We start from the raw sequence: 20,210 nt of genomic DNA on the forward strand, positions 1-20,210 counted from the left end.
CGTTCTCCCCCTCCCCGGCGGCCCCCGCTCAGCCGAGCGTCGCCACCATGACCGCCTTGATCGTGTGCATCCGGTTCTCGGCCTCGTCGAAGACGATCGACGCCTCGGACTCGAACACCTCGTCGGTGACCTCCAGGGCGTCCAGGCCGGTCCTGCGGTAGATCTCCTCCCCCACGGCCGTCCCCCGGTCGTGGAACGCCGGCAGGCAGTGCATGAACCTGGCGGCCGGGTTGCCCGTCGCCCGCATGACCTCGGCGTTGACCTGGTAGGGCCTGAGCAGCGCGATCCGCTCGTCCCACACCTCGGCCGGCTCGCCCATCGACACCCACACGTCGGTGATGACGAAGTCGGCTCCGCGCACGCCGTCCGCGACGTCCTCGGTGACGGTGACGCTCGCGCCCGTCCCGGCCGCGACCGCGCGGGACGGCCCGAGGACCGTCTCCTCGTCGGGCCAGAGGCCGCGCGGGGCGACGATGCGGACGTCCATCCCGAGCAGCGCCCCGGCCGCCACGTAGGAATGCCCCATGTTGTTGCGCGCGTCGCCCAGGTAGGCGTACGTGACCTCACGCAGCGGCCTGCCGCCGTGCTCGCGCATGGTGAGCATGTCGGCGAGCATCTGCGTCGGGTGCCACTCGTCGGTCAGGCCGTTCCACACGGGGACGCCCGCGTGCTCGGCCAGTTCCTCGATGCGCCTCTGGCTGGACCCCCGGTACTCGATGCCGTCGTACATCCGCCCGAGGACGCGCGCCGTGTCCTTCATCGACTCCTTGTGGCCGATCTGCGTCCCGGTGGGGTCGAGGTAGGTGACGTGGGCGCCCTGATCGTGCGCGGCGACCTCGAACGCGCAGCGGGTGCGGGTGGAGGTCTTCTCGAAGATGAGCGCGATGTTCTTGCCCGTCAGCGCCTGCGTCTCCGTCCCGCCGCGCTTGGCGGCCTTCAGGTCGGCCGCCAGGTCGAGGAGGTGCCCGAACTCGCCGGGCGTGAGGTCGAGCTCCTTCAGCAGGCTGCGCCCGCGCAGGCCGGCCGCCATCAGGCGTCCCGGACGAGCGGGCAGCTCATGCAGCGCGGGCCGCCGCGGCCCCGGCCGAGCTCGCTGCCGCGGATCGTGATCACCTCGACGCCGGCGCGGTCCAGGTGGTGGTTGCTCGTGGCGTTGCGCTCGTAGGCGATGACCACGCCGGGCGAGACGGCCAGCACGTTCGCGCCGTCGTCCCACTGCTCGCGCTCCGCGGCGAACACGTCCTGGGTGGGGGTGAGGACCCTGATGTCGTCCAGCCCGAGCGCCGCGGCGACCGCCCGGTGCATGTCCTCCGCCGGATGGTCGGTGATCTTGAGTTCCTTCTCGGTGTCGCCGGGCTCCACGGTGTGGGACGGCAGCATGCCCATCCCCGCGTACTTGGTGAACACCCCGTGGTCGACCATCGTCATGACCGTGTCCAGGTGCATGAACGCCCGCTTGCGCGGCATCCGCAGGGCGACGATCCGGTCGCAGGAGCCCGCGGCGAACAGCGACTGCGCCAGCATCTCCACGGCCTGCGGCTGCGTGCGCTCGCTCATCCCGACCAGCACGGCGCCGTTCCCGAGGACCAGCACGTCGCCGCCCTCCAGCGTCGCCGGCGCCATCGCGGTGCCGCGGTTCCACACGTGGTACCCGCCCTCGGCGGGCCGGTCGTAGCCGGTCGCGAACAGCGGGTGCCAGCGGTACACCGCCTCCATGTTCACCGTCTCGCGCATCCGGGCCTTCATGCGCATCGTGTTGATCGACACGCCGCCGTAGATCCAGCAGGACGTGTCGCGGGTGAACAGGTGGTTGGGCAGCGGCGGCAGGACGAACCCGTCCATGCCGATGGAGTGGAACGCGATGGACGCCGGCTCGGGCATCCGCTCCAGCATCTCCCGCTTGGTGATGCCGCCGATCAGGAACGCGGCCAGCTCCGCCACGTCCATGGCGTCGAAGCAGTTGCGGATCGCGTCGGTGGCCAGCGGGCCGAACCAGTGCGGGTCGACCACCCTGTCGAGGATGTGCCGCCGCGCCTCGGGGATGCTCACGGTCTCGCCCAGCAGGTCGATCAGCAGGTGCGTCCGCACGCCCTGGGCGCGCAGTACGTCCTCGAACTCCTCGTGCTCCTCCACCGCCCGCCTGACCCACAGCACGTCGTCGAACAGCAGCCCCGCGGCGTTGGAGGGGGTGAGCCGCTTCAGCGACAGCTCGGGCCGGTGCAGCAGCACCTCCCGGAGCCGGCCGACCTCCGAATCGACGCGGAAAGCCATCCCCACCTCCCCGGAGCCCGGCCACGGCGCCGCGGCTCCCCCAGATCGCGGATTCCCCCGGGCGCGGCGGCGAAACTAGATCGACTTCCACCGGGAGGGCTCGACCGCGGGCCTCGCGCGGAGACCGCCGGGACCGGGCGCGGAGCTGTCCTGCCCCGGACCTAAACTCGACACCATGACACCCCCCGGAGACGGCGCGGTCGAACTGCACTCGCTCGCCAAGCGCTACGGCGCGGTGACGGCCGTGGACGGCCTGTCGCTCAGTGCCGCCCGGGGCGAGGTCACCGCGCTGCTCGGCCCGAACGGCGCCGGCAAGACCACCACGATCGAGATCTGCGAGGGGTTCCGGCGGGCCGACGCGGGCACCGTCCGCGTCCTCGGCCTCGACCCCGCCGCCGACGGGCGCGCCCTGCGCCCGCGGGTCGGGGTCATGCCGCAGTCCGGCGGCGTGCCGGGCACCGCCCGGGCCGGCGAGTTCCTGCGGCTCGTCGCCTCGTTCCACAGCGCGCCGCTCGACGCCTCCGCCCTGCTGGAGCGGCTCGGCCTCAGCGGGCACGCCCGCACCCCGTTCCGGCGGATGTCGGGCGGGCAGCAGCAGCGGCTCTCCCTCGCCGTCGCCGTGGTCGGGCGGCCCGAGCTGGTCTTCCTCGACGAGCCCACCACCGGGCTCGACCCCCAGGCCAGGCACGCCACCTGGGAGCTGATCGGCGAGCTGCGCGCCGCGGGGGTGTCGGTCGTGCTCACCACGCACAACATGGAGGAGGCCGAGCGCCTCTCCGACCACGTCGTGATCGTCGACGGCGGCGGGGTCGTCGCCCAGGGCACCCCCGAGGAGCTGACCGGCGCCGAGCGGCAGCTGCGGTTCCGCGCCCGCCCCGGCCTCGGCCTGGAGGAGCTGCTCGCGGCGCTGCCCGCCGGGAGCGCCGCCAAGGAGTCGCCCGCCGGGCACTACCTGATCGAGGCCGACGTCCGGCCCGAGCTGCTGGCCACGGTCACCGCCTGGTGCGCCTCGCACGGCGTCATGACCGAGGACCTGCGGATCGAGCGGCGCACGCTGGAGGACGTCTTCCTGGAACTCACCGGACGGGAGCTGCGCTCGTGACGACCCCGCTGGACCTCGCCCCCGCGCCGGGCGCCGCGCCGCTGCCGCGGATGATCCTCTCCCAGGCCGGCTACGAGTTCCGCGCCGTGCTGCGCAACGGCGAGCAGCTGCTGCTCACGCTGATCATCCCGGTGGTGCTGCTCGCGCTGTTCAGCGCCACGTCCCTGGTCGACCTCGGCGCGGGCCGCCGCGTCGACTTCCTCGCGCCCGGCATCCTCGCCCTCGCGGTGATGTCCACCGCCTTCACCGGCCAGGCCATCGGCACGGGTTTCGAGCGGCGCTACGGCGTCCTCAAGCGGCTCGGCGCGACCCCGCTGCCGCGCGGCGGGCTCATCGCCGCCAAGACGCTCAGCGTGGTCGCGGTCGAGGCCGTGCAGGCCGCCGTGGTCTGCGCGGTGGCGCTGGCGCTCGGCTGGCACCCGCACGGCGACCCCGCCTCGGTGGTCGTCCTGCTGCTGCTCGGCACCGCCGCGTTCAGCGGGTTCGGGCTGCTCATGGCCGGGACGCTGCGCGCCGAGGCCACCCTCGCCGCCGCCAACCTCGTCTACGTCCTGCTGCTCGCCCTCGGCGGCGTCGTCTTCCCTCTGGACCGGTTCCCCGGCGGGGTGCGGTCCGCCCTGGAGCTGCTGCCGATCTCGGCGCTCTCCGACGGGCTGCGCCAGGTCCTCCAGCACGGCTCCGCCTTCCCGGGCAAGCCGCTGGCGGTCCTCGCCGTGTGGGCCGTCGCGGGCCTCGTCCTGGCCGCCCGCTTCTTCAGGTGGGAGTAGCACATGGCCCTGTCTGAGGCACCCGGCTCGTTCGGCGGCGCTTCACGCGCCTCCCGGGCGCGGGCGCTGCCGTCGCGGCAGCTGTCGCTCGGGTCGGTTCCGCCGCCCGCGCTGATCCTGATGGGCATCATCTCCCTCCAGGTCGGGGCGGGCCTCGCCAAGCACCTGTTCGACCGGCTGCCGCCGAGCGCCGTCGTGACGATGCGGCTGCTGACCTCGGCGATCGTGCTGGGGTTCCTCACCCGCAAGGCGCTGCGGACCGTCCTGCGCGACCACTCGCGCTCCAGCCTCGCGATCGCCGCCGTCTTCGGCCTGGCGCTGGCGCTGATGAACTTCTCGATCTACCAGTCGTTCTCGCGGATCCCGCTGGGCGTCGCGGTCACGATCGAGTTCCTCGGGCCGCTCCTGGTCTCGATCGTCGCCTCCCGGCGCCCCCGCGACGCGCTGTGGGTCGTGCTGGCGGGGGCCGGCGTCGTCCTGCTGGCCCGGGGCGGCGCCGGCGCGCTCGACCCGGTCGGCATCGCGTTCGCGCTGCTGGCGGGGGCGTGCTGGGCGGGCTACATCGTGCTCACCGCCGCGACCGGCCGGCGCTTCCCCGGCTCCACCGGCCTGGCGCTCGCCAGCGTCGTCGGGACCGTCGCCATCCTCCCGCTCGGGGTGGCGTCCGCGGGCTCCGCCCTGCTGGACCCGCGGCTGGTGCTGATCGGCCTCGGCGTCGGTCTGCTGTCGTCGGTGATCCCGTACTCGCTCGAACTGGAGGCGCTGCGGCGGATGCCCGCCCGCGTCTTCGGGATCCTCATGAGCCTGGAGCCCGCCGTGGCGGCGCTCGTCGGCGTGGCGCTGCTCGGCGAGATCCTCACGGGCCGCCAGTGGGTCGCGATCTGCTGCGTCATCGTCGCCTGCGCTGGCGCGACCCGGAGCCAGAAGGAGCCTCCCGGGGCGCCCGAGGCCTGAGCGGTGGCGGCCCCGTGTGGCAGCGTGGAAGGATCGAGACGTCGCGATCATCAAGCCGGAGAGGAGCCGCCGTGATCGGCCGGAGCGAGGACCAGGGAATTCCGCCCGAGTTCTTCGAGGCGGGGTCGGCGTCGTTCGTCGACTTCCTGCGCCTGCACTCCCCTGAGCTGCTGCCCGTCAACCGGGTGCCCGAGGGGGACGCGCCCGAGCTGCCGCACGGGACGACGGTCCTGGCGCTGACGTTCCCGGGCGGCGTCATGATGGCCGGCGACAGGCGCGCCACGCAGGGCCACCGCATCGCCTACCGCGAGCTCGACAAGGTGCAGCGCGCCGACGAGTACTCCGCCGTCGCCTTCGCGGGGACCGTCGGGCTTGCGCTGGAGATGGTCCGGCTGTTCCAGGTGGAGCTGGAGCACTACGAGAAGATGGAGACCGTCCCGCTGTCGCTGCCGGGCAAGGCCCGCCGCCTCGGCGCCGTGATCCAGGCCAACCTCGCGCAGGCCCTGCAGGGGCTCGCGGTCGTCCCGCTGTTCGCCGGCCTCGACCCCGGCTCCGGCGACGCGCGGATCTACACCTACGACATCACCGGCGCCCCGCAGGAGGCGCGCGGCTTCCACGCGGACGGCTCCGGCTCCCCGTACGCGACCGGTGCGCTGAAGAAGCTCTACCGCGACGACCTGTCCCTGGAGGACGCCGCCACCGTGTGCGTCCAGGCCCTCTACGACGCGGCCGACGACGACACCGCCACCGGCGGCCCCGACCCGGCCCGGCGCATCTACCCGACGATCGCGGTCGTCACCGCCGACGGCTACCGGCGGCTGCCCGGCGAGCAGGTGGCGGCGATCAGCGAGGACGTCGTGCGCGGCCGGACCGAGCGGCCCGGCGGCCCCGTCGCGCCCCTGCGCTGAGCGCCGGAACCGTCGTACCCGGCTTCTAGACTCGGCCCATGGCACGGGCGAACGACGAGGCTGCGGCCCTCATCCAGGAACTGGCCGATCTGCTGTCCATCACGGGCGGCGACGCGTTCAAGATCAGGGCGTACGAGAAGGCGGCGCGGGCGGTCGCGGGGCACCCGGGCGACATCGCCGGCCTCGACCTGGCCGGGCTGCGCGAGATCTCGGGGGTGGGCGACGCGATCGCCAAGAAGCTCCTCGACTACAACACCACCGGCACGATCCGGCAGGTGGAGGAGCTGCGCGCGCAGATCCCCGCCGGGGTCCGCACCCTCACCGCCATCCCCACGCTCGGCCCGAAGAAGGCCCTCGCCGTCTACGAGGCGCTGGGCGTCTCCTCGGTGGACGAGCTGGCCGCCGCCGTCGAGGAGGGCCGGCTCCGCGGGCTCAAGGGCTTCGGCGCCAAGACCGAGGAGAACATCCTCCACGGCATCGAGCTGATGCGCGGCTCCGGCGAGCGCGTCCTGGTCGACGCCGCGGCGGGCGTCGCCGACGAGATCGTCGCCGTCCTCTCCGCGCTGCCCCAGGTGGAGCGCTGCGCGCACGCCGGCTCGCTGCGCCGGATGCGCGAGACGATCGGCGACGTGGACGTGCTGGCCGCCTCGCTCGACCCGCGCCCGGTCATGGAGGCGTTCACCGCGCTCCCGTTCGTCGCGGAGGTGATCGCGGGCGGCGACAAGAAGACCTCGATCCGCACCTCCCGGGGCCTGCAGGTCGACCTCAGGGTCGTCCCGCCCGAGTCGTGGGGCGCCGCGCTCCAGTACTTCACCGGCTCGCAGGCCCACAACATCCGCACCCGCGAGATCGCCGTGAAGGCGGGGCTCAGGCTGTCGGAGTACGGGCTGTTCCACGCCGGGACCGACGAGCTGATCGTGTCCAGGACCGAGGAGGAGGTCTACGAGCGCCTCGGCCTGCCCTGGATCCACCCCACCCTCCGCGAGGACGCCGGGGAGATCGAGGCGGCGCTCGAGGACGAGCTGCCCCGCCTGGTGACCGTCGACGACCTGCGCGGCGACCTGCACAGCCACACCGACCTGACCGACGGCGTCGCCTCCCTGGAGGACATGGCCGCCGCCGCGCTGGACCGCGGCCTGGAGTACTACGCGATCACCGACCACGCGCCGAACCTGGTCATGCAGCGCATGACCGACGAGAAGATGCTCGCCCAGCGCGCGCGGATCGCCGAACTGCGGGACCGGTTCCCCGGCCTCACGCTCCTGCACGGCACCGAGCTCAACATCGACCCCGACGGCGGCGTCGACTGGGACGCCGACTTCCTGTCCGGCTTCGACGTGTGCGTCGCCTCCGTCCACTCCCACTTCACGCAGGACGAGGCGAGCATGACCCGGCGGCTCGTCCGCGCGTGCGAGAACCCCCACGTCCACGTGATCGGCCACCCGACCGCCCGCAGCATCGGCCGCCGGGCGCCGGTGAACGCCGACTGGGACGAGGTGTTCCGCGCCGCGGCCCGCACCGGCACCGCGATGGAGGTCGACTCCTTCCCCGACCGCCTCGACCTGCCCGCCGACCTGGTCCGCCGCGCGAAGCGGTTCGGCGTGAAGTTCTCCATCGACACCGACGCCCACTCGGTCGGCCACCACCGCAACATCCGCTACGGCGTCGGCACCGCCCAGCGGGGCTGGCTGACCCCCGACGACGTCATCAACACCTGGCCGCTGGAGCGCCTGCGCGCGTTCCTGCGCAAGGCCTGAGCGCGGCTCAGGCGGGCTGGGGGGCCTCGGCGGGCCTCGGGGCCACCGGGGCGGGGCCCGCGGCGGCGGGGACGGGGCCCCGGTCGCGCAGGGCGAAGAACAGGCGGAACGCCGCGATCCACATCAGCACCGCGCCGAGCATGTGCAGCAGCACCAGGCCGGCGGGGACGCCGAGGAAGTACTGGACGTAGCCGACGGCGCCCTGCGCGACGATCAGCCCGGCCAGCTCGTGGGCGCGGCGGCGCGCGGCGGCGGGCGCTCCCGTGCGGTGCAGGACGACGATGGCGAGCACCGTCAGCGCGATGGCGAGCCACGCCAGTTCGCCGTGGATGCGGGCGACGTCGGTGATGTCGAAGCCGTACCGGCGCGACTCTGCGTCGCCCGCGTGCGGGCCGGTGCCGGTGACGACGGTGCCCGCGACGAGCACCGCCGCGCAGGAGACCAGCAGTGCGGCGGCGAGGCGGCGCGTCCAGGGCCCGGCGAGCGGCCGGGGCGGCTCGTCGCCCTCCCCCGCGCGGATCCACAGCGCGACGCAGAACACCAGCAGGGCCGGTGAGACCAGGAAGTGCAGCGAGACGGCCGCCGGGTGCAGCTTGGTCAGCACGACGATGCCGCCGATCACCGCCTGGGCGACCACGCTCATCGGCTGGGCCAGCGCCCACCGCACCAGGCTCCGGCGGCGCGGGCGCAGCCGCAGCGCGGCGACGAACACCAGCACGCCGACGCCCAGCACCACGAAGGTGATCAGGCGGTTGCCGAACTCGATCGACATGTTGAGCACGTGGTGCTCGGGATTGTGGGTCGGCACCAGGCTGTCGCCGGAGCAGCGCGGCCAGTCGGGGCAGCCGAGGCCGGACTTGGTGACGCGGACGGCGCCGCCGCTGACGACGATCACCACGTTGCCGATGACGCCGATCAGCGCGAGCAGCCGCAGGGACCCGGGCGTCGGGCGCCACACGGCGTTCCAGGTCCGGATCAGGAGGTTGGACGACTCTCGCTCTGCCACGGCACCAATCGTATGGCCGGGTCCCCGTGACCGTGACCCGGCCCCCGCCCTCCCCCGCGCCGCTCCGCGCGCGGCGTCATGTCAGGCGCCGTACGGGCCGGGCGGCCGCGGCGGCAGGAACCCCGACGGCCCCTGCCGCGCCCACGGCGGCCCGGCCTGATGGCCCGCTCCCGGGCGCGGCGGGGTGCGCAGGAACGCCTGCCTGGCCATCGACATCAGTGCGAGCAGCGAGTCGCGGCGGGCCACGAACCAGCGCTGGTCCGCGACGCCGCGGTCGGCGCGCTTGTGCAGCAGCGCCAGCTCCGTCGCGGCGAGCTGGTAGTCGACCATGGCGCGCCCGGCGGGCGCGCCGCCGACCGAGCGGGCCCAGCGGCGGGCGGCGCGGCGGGAGGGGATGGAGCCCAGCATCCGCACGTCCTGCGGCGTCACCAGGCCCGTCCCCGCGTACATCGGCAGGTAGGCCTCGATCCGGCGCACGGTGCCGCGCCGCTCGACGAACACGATGACGATCAGCGCGACCAGGACGCAGAAGTCCAGCACGTAGACGATGCCGAGGCCGCCGAGCCCGAACGCGGCCGCACCGTTCCACAGCCCGTGCAGCACCATCGCGCCGAGCAGCCCGGCGAGCGGCGCGAGGATCTGGCCGCGCCGGTGCGTGGCGGCGTAGGCGACGCCGAGGCCCGTCATCGAGGTGAACAGCGGGTGGCTGAGCGGCGCGATCAGGCCGCGCAGGACGAACACCGCCTGGAGCTGCTGCGCGCCGCCGTCCTCGAACGCCCGCATGTAGTAGGTGACGTTCTCCAGCATGGCGAAGCCGAGCCCGACCATGGCGGCGTAGATGATCCCGTCGGCGAACCCGTCGATCTCGTTGCGGCGGAACCACAGCATGCCGAACAGGACGGCGCCCTTCAGCGTCTCCTCGATGATGGGCGCGCCGATCGCGGCGCTGACGAAGTGGCCCTCCGTCTCGCCGAAGATGGGCACGGTCACGTACAGCATCCCGGCGGTGTTGAGCACGAGGGCGCCCAGCACGGCGACGCCCGCCCCCCACATGAAGGCGAAGGCCAGGGCGCGCGGCGGCTCGGGCTCCAGCCGGTCGAGGGTGAGGGCGAGGGCGATCAGCACCGGGATCGGCAGGATGGCGAGGAGCACCCCGACCCAGAAGCCGGCCCCGCCGAGCGCGGCCTCCGTGCCGAGCGCGACGACGGCGCACAGCCCGGACACGGTCATGCCGAGGATCAGGCCGACCGGAGGCCGCCCGGGGACACGGCCTTCGAGCACCGCCTTGGGATCCATGCTCGCCATAACGTCGAAGCGTAACGGCAGGTCGCACCGATCGCGCAAGCGCCGGCGGCCGCCTCCCGCGCCGGCCCGGGGCGCGGGAGCGCGCCGGTCAGTGCAGGAGCGGGTCGACCGCCACGGCGGTGAACAGCAGCGCCAGGTAGACGTTCGACAGGTGGAAGAAGCGCATCGGCCGCAGGTGGACGCCGGTGACCCCGGCGCGCACGGCCTTCAGCAGCCGGTGGCCCTCGGCCAGGAAGACCAGGCCGAGCACGACGGCGACGGCCCCGTAGACCGGGCCCATCCCGGCGACGGGCCACAGCAGCAGCGAGCACGCGACGGTCGCGTAGGTGTAGACGAGGCTCTCGACCACGACGCGCCGCTCGGACGCGACGACCGGCAGCATCGGGACCTTGGCGACGGCGTAGTCCTCGCGGTAGCGCATCGCGAGCGTCCAGGTGTGCGGCGGCGTCCAGAAGAACACCACGCCGAACAGGACGAGCGGCGTCCAGGCGACGCTCCCGGTGACGGCGGCCCAGCCGATGAGGACGGGCATGCACCCGGCGATGCCGCCCCAGACGACGTTCTGCGAGGTGCGCCGCTTGAGCAGCAGCGAGTAGACGAAGACGTAGAACAGGATCGCGAACAGCGACCCGGCGGCGGCGACCGGGTTGACCGCGAGCAGGAACCCGGCGGTGGACAGCACGGCCAGCGTCACCCCGAAGATCAGGGCGCGGGCCGGGGTGACCTGGTGGCGGGCCAGCGGGCGGCGCCGGGTGCGGCGCATCTTGGCGTCGATGTCGCGGTCGATGTAGCAGTTGACCGCGTTGGCGGCGCCGGCGGACATGGTGCCGAACGCCAGTGTCAGCAGCACGGTGGACAGCGGCGGCACGCCCCGGTCCGCCAGGAACATCACCGGGATGGTCGTGATCAAGAGCAGCTCGATCACGCGCGGCTTGGTCAGCGCCACGTAGGCGCGCACGCTCGCGAGGGGCGCGCGCCGGGCGGCCCGCTCGGCGGGGGGCGGCGCGAGCCTGGACGCGGGCGCCTCCGGCACCTGCTCGTCCAGGTCGATCCCGCGCTTGTTACTGAGCACCGTCACAATCGGGTCCACGTCTGACTAGGGATGGGAAATCGATACCACCCTGGCGGTGCCCCGCGATCGGGCCGGCCTCGGCTGGGTGCGACTTCGGCTTGGTCGTCTTACCGCGGCCGCTGGCGTCAGCCGCGCAATCACTGTAGTCCGCCCCCTCCGGGGGGCGCGCACCGGGTCGCCGGACGCGCCGGGCGCGACGCCGGCCGGCCCGCCCGGACCACGGATCACCCGCCGGATCACCCGTGCGGGGGGTTAGTCCGCGAGGCGTTCGGGCAAGGGTGCATGAGCGTCGCGGCCCGATGCCCGGCGCGCGGCGCAGCGGTCCCCCGACCCGCCTGTGGCGGCCCTCCCGCGCGATAGGCTCGCGGCTGGGCGCGGGCATGATCTTCGTGGCCGCGCCCGTGCGGCCGTGCGGGGCGGGGGGAAGAGGCGCCGCACCGCCGGGCGTTGTCCTGTGTGGGGGTCGTCCGCGGGGCACAGCCCGCGCACGGCGGCTCCCGCGTACAACATTACAGAGTGGTTATTTTGACACCGGTTCGAGAGGAGCCTGGCGTTTCCGTGAGCAGGGACAACAGCACGTTTGAGTGGTCCGACCAGGACCGGCGCGCGGTGGACGTGATCCGCGCCCTCGCCATGGACGCGGTCGAGGAGGCGGGCTCCGGTCACCCAGGGACGGCGATGAGCCTCGCGCCGGCCGCCTACCTTCTCTTCCAGAGGTTCCTGCGGCACGACCCGACGGACCCGGACTGGGCCGGGCGGGACAGGTTCGTGTTGTCCTGCGGACACTCCAGCCTGACCCTCTACATCCAGCTGTACCTGTCGGGCTACCCGATGACGCTGGACGACCTGAAGTCGCTGCGCAAGTGGGGCAGCCTCACCCCCGGCCACCCCGAGTACGGGCACACCGCGGGCGTGGAGACCACCACCGGGCCCCTCGGGCAGGGCGTCGCCAACGCCGTGGGCATGGCGATGGCGGCCCGCCGCGAGCGCGGCCTGTTCGACCCGGACGCGCCAGAGGGCGAGTCCCCCTTCGACCACACCATCTGGGCGTTCGCGTCCGACGGCGACATCGAGGAGGGCATCAGCCACGAGGCGAGCGCCCTGGCGGCGCACCAGCGGCTGGGCAACCTGGTCCTGCTCTACGACGACAACCACATCTCGATCGAGGACGACACGGCGATCGCGCTGTCGGAGGACGTGCGCGCCCGGTACGCGGCCTACGGCTGGGACGTCCACCACGTCGACTGGACGCAGGACGGCGACTACGCGGAGAACGTCGCGGCGCTGGCCAAGGCGTTCGCGGCGGCCAAGGCCGACACGTCCCGCCCGTCCTTCATCGCGCTGCGCACGATCATCGGCTGGCCGGCGCCGAACAAGAAGAACACCGGCAAGATCCACGGTTCGGCGCTCGGCGCCGACGAGGTCGCCGCGACCAAGCAGGTCCTCGGCATGGACCCGGCCGAGAGCTTCCACGTCCCCGAGGACGTGCTGGCCCACGCCCGCGCCGTGTCCGACCGGGGCCGCGCCGACCACGCCGAGTGGACCAAGGCGTTCGAGACGTGGCGCTCCGCGAACCCCGAGCGGGCCGCGGAGTTCGAGCGGATCTCGTCCCGGACGCTTCCGGCCGGCTGGGAGGACGCGCTCCCGCGGTTCGAGGCGGGCAAGTCCATCGCGACCCGCGCGGCGTCCGGGGAGGTGCTGGCGTCGCTGGCGCCGGCGCTGCCGGAGCTGTGGGGCGGCTCGGCCGACCTCGCGGAGAGCAACAACACGACGATGAAGGGCGAGCCGTCCTTCATCCCGGAGGAGTTCCAGACCAAGGAGTTCCCCGGGCACCGCTACGGCCGCACGCTGCACTTCGGCGTCCGCGAGCACGCGATGGCCGCGATCTGCAACGGCATCGCGCTGCACGGCGGCACCCGCCCCTACGGCGGCACGTTCCTGATCTTCAGTGACTACATGCGCCCGGCGGTCCGGCTGGCGGCGCTGATGAAGCTGCCGGTCACCTTCGTGTGGACGCACGACTCGATCGGCCTCGGCGAGGACGGGCCGACCCACCAGCCCGTCGAGCACCTGTGGGCGCTGCGGGCGATCCCCGGCCTGGACGTCGTCCGACCTGCCGACGCCAACGAGACGGCGGTGGCGTGGCGGACCGTCCTGCGGCACACCGACCGCCCGGCGGGGCTGGCGCTGACCCGGCAGAAGCTGGCGACGCTGGAGCGCGGCGGCGAGATCGCGTCCGCTGAGGGCGCCGCCAAGGGCGGCTACGTGCTGGCCGACGCCGAGGGCGGGCGGCCCGAGGTGATCATCATCGCGACCGGCAGCGAGGTGGAGCTGGCGCTGCAGGCGCGCGCGACGCTGCAGTCCGAGGGCACCCCGACCCGCGTGGTGTCGATGCCGTGCGTGGAGTGGTTCGAGGAGCAGACCGACGCCTACCGGCAGGAGGTCCTGCCGCCGGGCGTGCGCGCCCGGGTCTCGGTCGAGGCCGGCGTGGCGCTCGGCTGGCGCGGCTACGTCGGCGACGCCGGCGAGTCGGTGAGCCTGGAGCACTTCGGCGCCTCGGCCGACTACAAGACCCTGTTCCTCCAGTTCGGCATCACGCCCGAGCGCGTGGTGGCTGCGGCCAAGGCCAGTCTCATCAAGGCCGGCGTGCGGAACGCCGGGCAGGGCGAGACGACCGGCAACTGAGCGGGAGCCCGCGAGGCGGGCGGCGCCCGCGCACCCCGGGCGCCGCCGCCCTCCCCCGGCGGACGACGAAGACGACGAGGAGAAAACGATGAGCGACAATCTGAAAGAGCTCTCCGGCGAGGGCGTGTCGATCTGGCTGGACGACATCAGCCGGGAGCGGCTGCGTTCGGGCAACCTGGCGGAGCTGGTCAAGGACAGGCACGTCGTCGGCGTCACGTCCAACCCGACGATCTTCGCGAAGGCGCTGAGCAAGGGCGACGCCTACGACGAGCAGGTCCGCGACCTCGCGGTGCGCGGCGTGGACGTCGAGGAGGCGTCCCGCGCGATCACCACCTACGACATCCGGTGGGGCTGCGACGTGCTGCGCCCGGTCTACGACCGGACGGAGGGCCTGGACGGCCGCGTGTCGATCGAGGTCGACCCGCGGGTGGCCCGCGACACCCGCCGCACGATCGCCGAGGCGCGGGCGCTGTGGTGGATGGTGGACCGGCCCAACCTGCTCATCAAGATCCCGGCGACGGAGCAGGGCCTGCCGGCGATCACCGCGGCGCTGGCCGAGGGCATCAGCGTGAACGTGACGCTGATCTTCTCGCTGGAGCGCTACGGCAAGGTCATCGACGCGTTCTACGCCGGCCTGGAGAAGGCCCGGGAGAACGGCCACGACCTGTCGAAGATCGCCTCGGTGGCCTCGTTCTTCGTCAGCCGGGTGGACACCGAGATCGACAAGCGCCTCGACAAGATCGGCTCGGACGAGGCGAAGGCGCTGCGCTCGAAGGCGGGCCTCGCCAACGCCCGGCTCGCCTACGCCCTGTACGAGGAGAAGTCGGGCACCGACCGGTGGAAGGCGCTCAAGGACGCCGGGGCCCGTCCCCAGCGGCCGCTGTGGGCCTCGACCGGCGTGAAGGACCCCGACCTCAGCGACACGCTGTACGTGGACGAGCTGGTCGCGCCGGGCACGGTCAACACGATGCCGGAGGCGACGCTGGAGGCGGAGGCCGACCACGGCCAGGTCCGCGGCGACACCGTCCGGGGCGCCTACGACGACGCCCGCGCGCACATGGCCGCGCTGAAGGACGCCGGCGTCGACTACGACGACGTCGTGCGCGTGCTGGAGGAGGAGGGCGTCGAGAAGTTCGAGGCGTCCTGGAAGGAGCTCCTCGACACCATCACCGGCGAGCTGGAGTCCAAGAAGGCCGGCGCGTGACCTCGGTGGTGACCGCCGGGGGGATCTCGGTCACCATCCGCGGCGCCGTCGTCGACGAGAGCGAGACGGTCCTGGATCGTCTCGTCTCCGACGGCGTGCCGGGCTCGCTGGTGTCCCGCAACGCCAAGCTGTGGGGGCCGGACGCGGCTCCGCTCGCCGCCCGCCGGCTCGGCTGGCTGGGCCTGCCGGAGACCTCGCGGTACCTGAGCGACCGGCTGTCGGGCCTGGTGGGCGAGGTCCGCTCCGCCGGGCTCGACCGGGTCGTGCTGGCCGCGTCCGGGGGCGCGGCGCTGGCCGCGGACGCGATCTGCCGGACGGCGGGCGCCGACCTGACGGTCCTCGACACCACCGATCCGCACGAGGTGTCCGCGGTCCTGGCCGGCGGCCTGGACCGGACGCTCGTCGTCGTGGCGGACGAGAGCGTCGAGGCCGAGTCGCTCCGGCGCGTCTTCGGGCGCGCCTTCTCCGAGGCCGGGCTGAAGGGCGCCGAGCTGGCGCGCCGGTTCGTCGTCGTGGCCGAGGAGGGCTCCGGCCTCCAGCGGGCGGCGGGCGACGTCGGGCACCATCTCGTCCTGACCGAGCCCGATGTCGACGGCCGCTTCGGCGCGCTCGGCGCGAGGGCACTGGTCCCCGCGGCGCTCGCGGGCGCGGACGTCGAAACCCTGCTGGACGAGGCGGCCCGGCTCGCGGCGGTGCTGCGGCAGCCCTACGACAATCCGGCGCTGGCGCTCGGCGCGGCGCTCGGCTCCTCGGCGCTCGGCGCCCGCGACAAGCTGGTGATCGCCGACCTCGGCTCCGGCCTGGAGGGCTTCGCCGCGTGGGCGGAGCAGCTGGTCGCCGGAGCGATGGGCAAGGACGGCAAGGGCCTGCTCCCGGTCGTGGTGGAGGGCGTTGACGCGCCCGGCTTCGAGCTGACCGGGGAGCTGCGGCGCGTCATCCTCGGCCGCCGCCCGGACGAGCCGGGCCCCGGGCGCGAGGCGGGCGTCAGCGTCGCCGGGCCGCTCGGCGCGCAGTTCCTGCTGTGGGAGTACGCGGTCGCGGTGGCGTGCCGGGTGACCGGGGTCGACCCGTTCGCCGAGCCCGACGTCGCCGAGTCGCGGGAGAGCACGGCGGCGCTGCTGCGCTCGGAGGAGGGCGCCGCGCCGACGGTGGTGCACCGGCCCCCCGAGCTGGTCGAGGGCGCCGTCGAGGTGCACGCCCCCGAGGACGCGCTGCGTGGCGCGCAGACCCTCAGCGAGGCGCTGGACGTCCTCCTGGAGGACGTCCCGGAGGGCGGCTACCTGGCGCTCCTGGCCTACCTGGACCGGTCCGGGGACGCCGCGGCGGCGGAGCTGCGGCCCCTGCTGGCCGCGCGGGCCGCCAAGGTCCGCAGGAATCCGGCCCCCGTCACGTTCGGGTGGGGACCCCGCTGCCTGCACACGGCCGGGCAGTACCACAAGGGCGGTCCGGCGAACGGCGCGTTCCTGCAGGTCACCGGCGCGGTCACCGATGACGTCGCGGTGCCGGGCAAGCCCTACAGCCTGGGCGAGCTGCAGCTCGCGCAGGCGTTCGGCGACCTGCGGGTGCTGCGCTCGCTCGGCCGCCCCGCCTTCCGGATCCACCTGCGCGACCGCGCGGAGGGCCTCGGCGGCCTCGCCGCGGCCCTCGGCTGACCCACCGGGTCCGGCCGCGTCGACGCGAGGCGACCGGCCGGATCCGGGAAGCGGCCAAGAAGATCAATGGAGATGGTCGCGGATGCCCTTTCTCTCCTGAAACGATGGGGGCCGGGAGGAAAACGGTGTCAGGATTCGACGTACTCACGCGCGGCGACGTGCTGGACTCGGCGCTGCAGGCGCGGGACTACCTCGTGAGCTGCGGCGTCCCCGGCGCGCTGGCCGCCAAGGACCCCCAGCTGTGGGGGCGGCGGGCGGTCGACCACAGCCGGCTGGGCTGGCTCGACCTGCCGTTCGCCTCCCGCGGCCTGCTGAACCAGGTGGGCGGCCTGGTGTCGGAGGCGCGGTACTCGGGCCTCGACCACATCGTGCTGATCGGCGTCGGCGCGGAGAGCCTCGCCGCGCAGGCCGTGATGGAGGCGCACGCGCCCGCGCTGGCGGGCGCCGGCGGCGCCGCCGACCGGCCGTCCGGGAAGCTGACCGTCCTGGACGGCGGCGACACCGCCGCGCTCGCGTTCGCGATGGAGCGGCTCGACCGCACGCTGGTCGTGCTCGCCAGCAAGGCGGGCGTGTCCCTGGAGGGCGACGCCTACCGCCGGATCTTCGCGGCCGCGTTCCGGGAGCGGGGCCTGTCGGAGCGGGAGATCGCCGGCCGGTTCCTCGTCATCACCGACCACGGCAGCCCGCTGCACGACTTCGCCCGCCAGTGCGGCTACCGGATCGGGCTGACCGACCCCTACCTCCCCGGGCACTACGGCGCCCTGTCCGCCTACGGGCTGGTCCCCGCCGTGCTCGCGGGCGCGGACGCCGACCGGCTGCTGGAGGAGGCGGCGTCGCTGGTGCCGTCGCTGTCCAAGGACGAGGACAACCCGGGCCTGCTGCTCGGCGCCGTCATCGGCGGCTGCGCCCAGCAGGGGCCGGGCGGCCTCGCCCGCGACAAGGTGCTGCTGCGCGAGCCGGGCGGGCCGGGCGCGCTGAGCGCGTGGATCTCCCAGCTGCTCGCGGTCGGCACCGGCAAGCGGGGGCGCGGCGTGCTGGCCTTCGAGCCGCCGGGCGGGCGGGGCGACTTCCCCGACGTGCACGGCGTGTCGATCAATCCGCGCTCCGCGGCGCAGGACGAGTCCGACACCTCGGTGTGGGCGCCGCTCGGCGCGCAGTTCCTGCTGTGGGAGTACGCGACGGCGGTCGCCGGGTGGCTGCTCGGCGTCAACCCCTTCGAGGCGGGCAGCACGGTCGTCCAGGAGGCCGAGGACGACGCCGCCACGCTGCTGCGCACGGTCGCGGGCGGGTCGCTCACGGCGGAGCGGCCCGTGTACGTCGAGGACGACATCGAGGTGCACGCCGACTTCCCGTGGCCGCCCGGCGCCGAGCTGCAGACCGTCCTCGGCGGGCTGGTCGCCTCGGTGCCGTCCGACGGCTACCTGGCGGTCATGACGTACCTGTCGGGCGACTTCTCCGGGCGCTACCTCGCTCCGTCGCTGGCCCGCGCGTCCGGCCGCCCGGTCGCCTACGGGCCGGGGCCCGGCTACCCGCACGCGACAGGTCCGGTGCACAAGGACGGTCCGGGCAACGGCGCGTTCCTGATCATCACCGGCGACCCCGCGCCGGGGGACGCGCTGGCCGCGCACCCCGTCCCCGGGCGCCCCTACAGCCTGGCGCAGCTGCAGACCGCGCGCGCCCTCGGCGAGCTGCGGGCGCTGCGCGCCCGGCGGCTGCCGGTCATCCGGCTGCACCTGCGCAACCCGGTGGACGGCGCGGGACGGCTGATCGAGGCGGTCCGCGCGGTGGCGGGGGCGCGCAGACCGTGAGCTTCACCGCCGTCGTCTCGGGGGAGACGGCCATCACCGCGCGCGGCCCGCTGAAGGAGGCCGCCGAGCGGGTCATGGGCCGGTTGTGGATCGACCAGGTGCCGGTCCGGCTCGCCTCGGAGGACGCGTCGCTGTGGCCGTCGGCCGCCACCGCCGTGGTGGAGGGCCGCCCGCTGTGCTGGCCGGGGCAGCCCGGTCCCGGCCGCGCGGTTTTGGACCGTGCCGAACGGCTGCGCGCGCGGGCCCGCGAGGACGGGCTGACCGACGTGGTGCTGCTCGGCGCCGGCGCCCCCGCCCGCGCCGCCGAGCTGATCGTCCGCGCCGGCGCCGCCGCGGACGGCGGCCGCGGTTCGCTGACGGTGCTGGACGGCCCGGACCCGGGGGCGCCCCTGCGCATCCGGCAGGACCCGGAGCGGCTGAACCGGACCGCGTTCGTGGTGACCGGCGACGACCCGGCGACCGAGGCGCTGCGCGAGGTGTTCGCGGAGGCGCTGCGGGAGGAGGGCCTGTCCCCCGACGGTATCGCGCGTCGGTTCGTCACGGTCGCCGAACCGGGCGCGGCCGCGGCCAAGCACGCGGCGGAGACCGGCCTCCCGCTGGTGGAGGCTCCGGCGCCCACCGCGTTCGGCGCGCTGTCCCCCTACGCGCTGGTTCCCGCCGCGCTCGCGGGCGCCGACATCGCCACGCTGCTGGAAGAGGCCACCGCCGTCCTGCCGTCGCTGACGCGGCCGGAGAACAACCCGGGGCTCGTGCTCGGCGCCATCCTCGGCGGCGCGGCCCGGGCCGGGCGGCGGACGGCCGTGCTCGGCGGCTACCCGGCGGCGCTGCCGGGCGTCGCCGGATGGGCGGCGCGGCTCCTGCGGGAGGCGGCCCGCGGCCGGCTGGCGCCGGTCGTCCAGGACGGGGGCATGCCGCTGCAGCCCGACGACGACCTGTTCCTGCTGACGTTCGACGGCCGCCCGCACCAGGACGACGCCACGATCGCCGGGCCGCTCGCCGCGCAGCTCGTCGTGTGGGAGTACGCCGCCGCCGTGGCGTCCTACCTGCTGGAGGCCGATCCCCTGGCGGCGGCGGAGCGGCCCGGCCCGATGACGCTGGACGACGGGACCGGCGAGCCGCTGTTCGCCGACGGCGACCCCGGGCGCGCGGTCGAGGCCCACACGACCGTCCCCGCGCTGGCCGGAGCGTCCGGGCTCGCCGCGCTGCTGGACGCGCTGGCCGGCCGGGTCGGGCCGGGCGAGCACCTCGCGCTCGTCGCCTACCTCGACCCGGACGAGGCCCGCGGGCAGGGCGCGCAGGTGCGGCGGCTCGCCGCGCTGCTCGCCGCCCGCTGCGGGCGGCCGGTGCGGGTGGACTGGGGCGCGCGGCCGCCCGCGAGCGGAAATGATCACCCGGACGGATGCGTTTACCTTCTGGTGACCGGGAACGTCGTCCGCGACGTCCCGGTCCCCGGCCGGCACCACAGGCTCGGCATGCTGCAGCTCGCGCGGGCGCTCGGAGACGCCCGCGACGCGCGCGCGGCGGGGCGCCCGGTGGTCCGGCTCCATTTGCAGAACCGCTGGGCGGGGCTGACCCGGCTGCTCGACGCCGCCAGAGGGGACATATGAGCGCTCACACACCGGGGACCGCCGGAGACTCTGGCCGGTCAGGGGGCGATTCCGAGTTGGGGCCCGCGATACGAGTTGGGGCAGGATGCTTGCAGCAGTAGTCGAAGAAGGC

Annotated in this window: 15 protein-coding genes; 10 read left to right on the top strand and 5 right to left on the bottom strand. The window is 74.3% G+C overall.

The annotated features are described in order from the left end of the window. Window positions 1-28: 28 nt before the first annotated feature. Both argF and BJY14_RS00890 read right to left on the bottom strand, forming a co-directional pair. The gene (gene argF, locus BJY14_RS00885; RefSeq protein WP_179841810.1) at window positions 29-1,030 is read right to left on the bottom strand and encodes an ornithine carbamoyltransferase; all 1,002 of its coding nucleotides are present in this window, start codon (window positions 1,028-1,030) and stop codon (window positions 29-31) included. Next, on the bottom strand, window positions 1,030-2,271 hold the full coding sequence (locus BJY14_RS00890; RefSeq protein WP_179841811.1) for an arginine deiminase: 1,242 nt from the start codon (window positions 2,269-2,271) through the stop codon (window positions 1,030-1,032). Before BJY14_RS00890 ends, argF begins: the two co-directional genes overlap by 1 nt. 175 nt (window positions 2,272-2,446) lie before the next feature. Between BJY14_RS00890 and BJY14_RS00895 the strand changes: the two genes are divergently transcribed. From BJY14_RS00895 to polX, 5 genes are all read left to right on the top strand, one after another. Beyond that, entirely contained in the window at window positions 2,447-3,373 is a 927-nt protein-coding gene (locus BJY14_RS00895) for an ABC transporter ATP-binding protein (RefSeq protein ID WP_179841812.1), read from the top strand. Between the two features lie 50 nt (window positions 3,374-3,423). Next, window positions 3,424-4,140, top strand: a complete 717-nt coding sequence (locus BJY14_RS00900) for an ABC transporter permease (RefSeq protein ID WP_179849096.1) — start codon at window positions 3,424-3,426, stop codon at window positions 4,138-4,140. Window positions 4,141-4,143: 3 nt separating this feature from the next. Next, window positions 4,144-5,094 carry an EamA family transporter gene (locus tag BJY14_RS00905; RefSeq protein ID WP_179841813.1) on the top strand — a complete coding sequence of 317 codons (951 nt, stop codon included), beginning with the start codon at window positions 4,144-4,146 and terminating at the stop codon, window positions 5,092-5,094. Between the two features lie 71 nt (window positions 5,095-5,165). Further along, on the top strand, window positions 5,166-6,002 hold the full coding sequence (gene prcB / locus BJY14_RS00910; RefSeq protein ID WP_179841814.1) for a proteasome subunit beta: 837 nt from the start codon (window positions 5,166-5,168) through the stop codon (window positions 6,000-6,002). Between the two features lie 38 nt (window positions 6,003-6,040). Next, window positions 6,041-7,759: a DNA polymerase/3'-5' exonuclease PolX gene (gene polX, locus BJY14_RS00915; RefSeq protein WP_179841815.1), complete on the top strand. Its 1,719-nt coding sequence runs from the start codon at window positions 6,041-6,043 to the stop codon at window positions 7,757-7,759. Window positions 7,760-7,766: 7 nt separating this feature from the next. Here the strand turns inward: polX and BJY14_RS00920 are convergent, their stop codons facing one another. From BJY14_RS00920 to BJY14_RS00930, 3 genes are all read right to left on the bottom strand, one after another. Then, window positions 7,767-8,765 (bottom strand): COX15/CtaA family protein, encoded by a 999-nt coding sequence (locus BJY14_RS00920; protein ID WP_179841816.1) that lies wholly within the window; start codon window positions 8,763-8,765, stop codon window positions 7,767-7,769. An 81-nt stretch (window positions 8,766-8,846) separates the two neighbouring features. Next, a complete protein-coding gene (locus BJY14_RS00925) occupies window positions 8,847-10,070 on the bottom strand; it encodes a PrsW family intramembrane metalloprotease (protein WP_179841817.1) in 1,224 nt (407 codons plus the stop codon). Window positions 10,071-10,158: 88 nt separating this feature from the next. Continuing rightward, the gene (locus BJY14_RS00930; RefSeq protein WP_179841818.1) at window positions 10,159-11,148 is read right to left on the bottom strand and encodes a heme o synthase; all 990 of its coding nucleotides are present in this window, start codon (window positions 11,146-11,148) and stop codon (window positions 10,159-10,161) included. A 552-nt stretch (window positions 11,149-11,700) separates the two neighbouring features. On the opposite strand from BJY14_RS00930, the gene tkt reads away from it, so the two are divergent. From tkt to BJY14_RS00955, 5 genes are all read left to right on the top strand, one after another. Continuing rightward, window positions 11,701-13,827, top strand: coding sequence for a transketolase (gene tkt / locus BJY14_RS00935; RefSeq protein ID WP_179841819.1), 2,127 nt, complete (start codon window positions 11,701-11,703; stop codon window positions 13,825-13,827). Between the two features lie 88 nt (window positions 13,828-13,915). Continuing rightward, complete coding sequence (gene tal, locus BJY14_RS00940) at window positions 13,916-15,031, top strand: transaldolase (RefSeq protein WP_179841820.1); 1,116 nt, start codon at window positions 13,916-13,918, stop codon at window positions 15,029-15,031. Beyond that, window positions 15,028-16,683 (top strand): glucose-6-phosphate isomerase, encoded by a 1,656-nt coding sequence (locus BJY14_RS00945; RefSeq protein ID WP_179841821.1) that lies wholly within the window; start codon window positions 15,028-15,030, stop codon window positions 16,681-16,683. Before tal ends, BJY14_RS00945 begins: the two co-directional genes overlap by 4 nt. A gap of 125 nt (window positions 16,684-16,808) precedes the next feature. Continuing rightward, window positions 16,809-18,491 (top strand): phosphoheptose isomerase, encoded by a 1,683-nt coding sequence (locus tag BJY14_RS00950; RefSeq protein WP_179841822.1) that lies wholly within the window; start codon window positions 16,809-16,811, stop codon window positions 18,489-18,491. Then, window positions 18,488-20,098: a hypothetical protein gene (locus tag BJY14_RS00955; protein WP_179841823.1), complete on the top strand. Its 1,611-nt coding sequence runs from the start codon at window positions 18,488-18,490 to the stop codon at window positions 20,096-20,098. Before BJY14_RS00950 ends, BJY14_RS00955 begins: the two co-directional genes overlap by 4 nt. Window positions 20,099-20,210 lie beyond the last annotated feature (112 nt).

The sequence above is a fragment of the Actinomadura luteofluorescens genome (assembly GCF_013409365.1).
In the GTDB taxonomy this organism is placed as follows: Bacteria; Actinomycetota; Actinomycetes; order Streptosporangiales; family Streptosporangiaceae; genus Spirillospora; species Spirillospora luteofluorescens.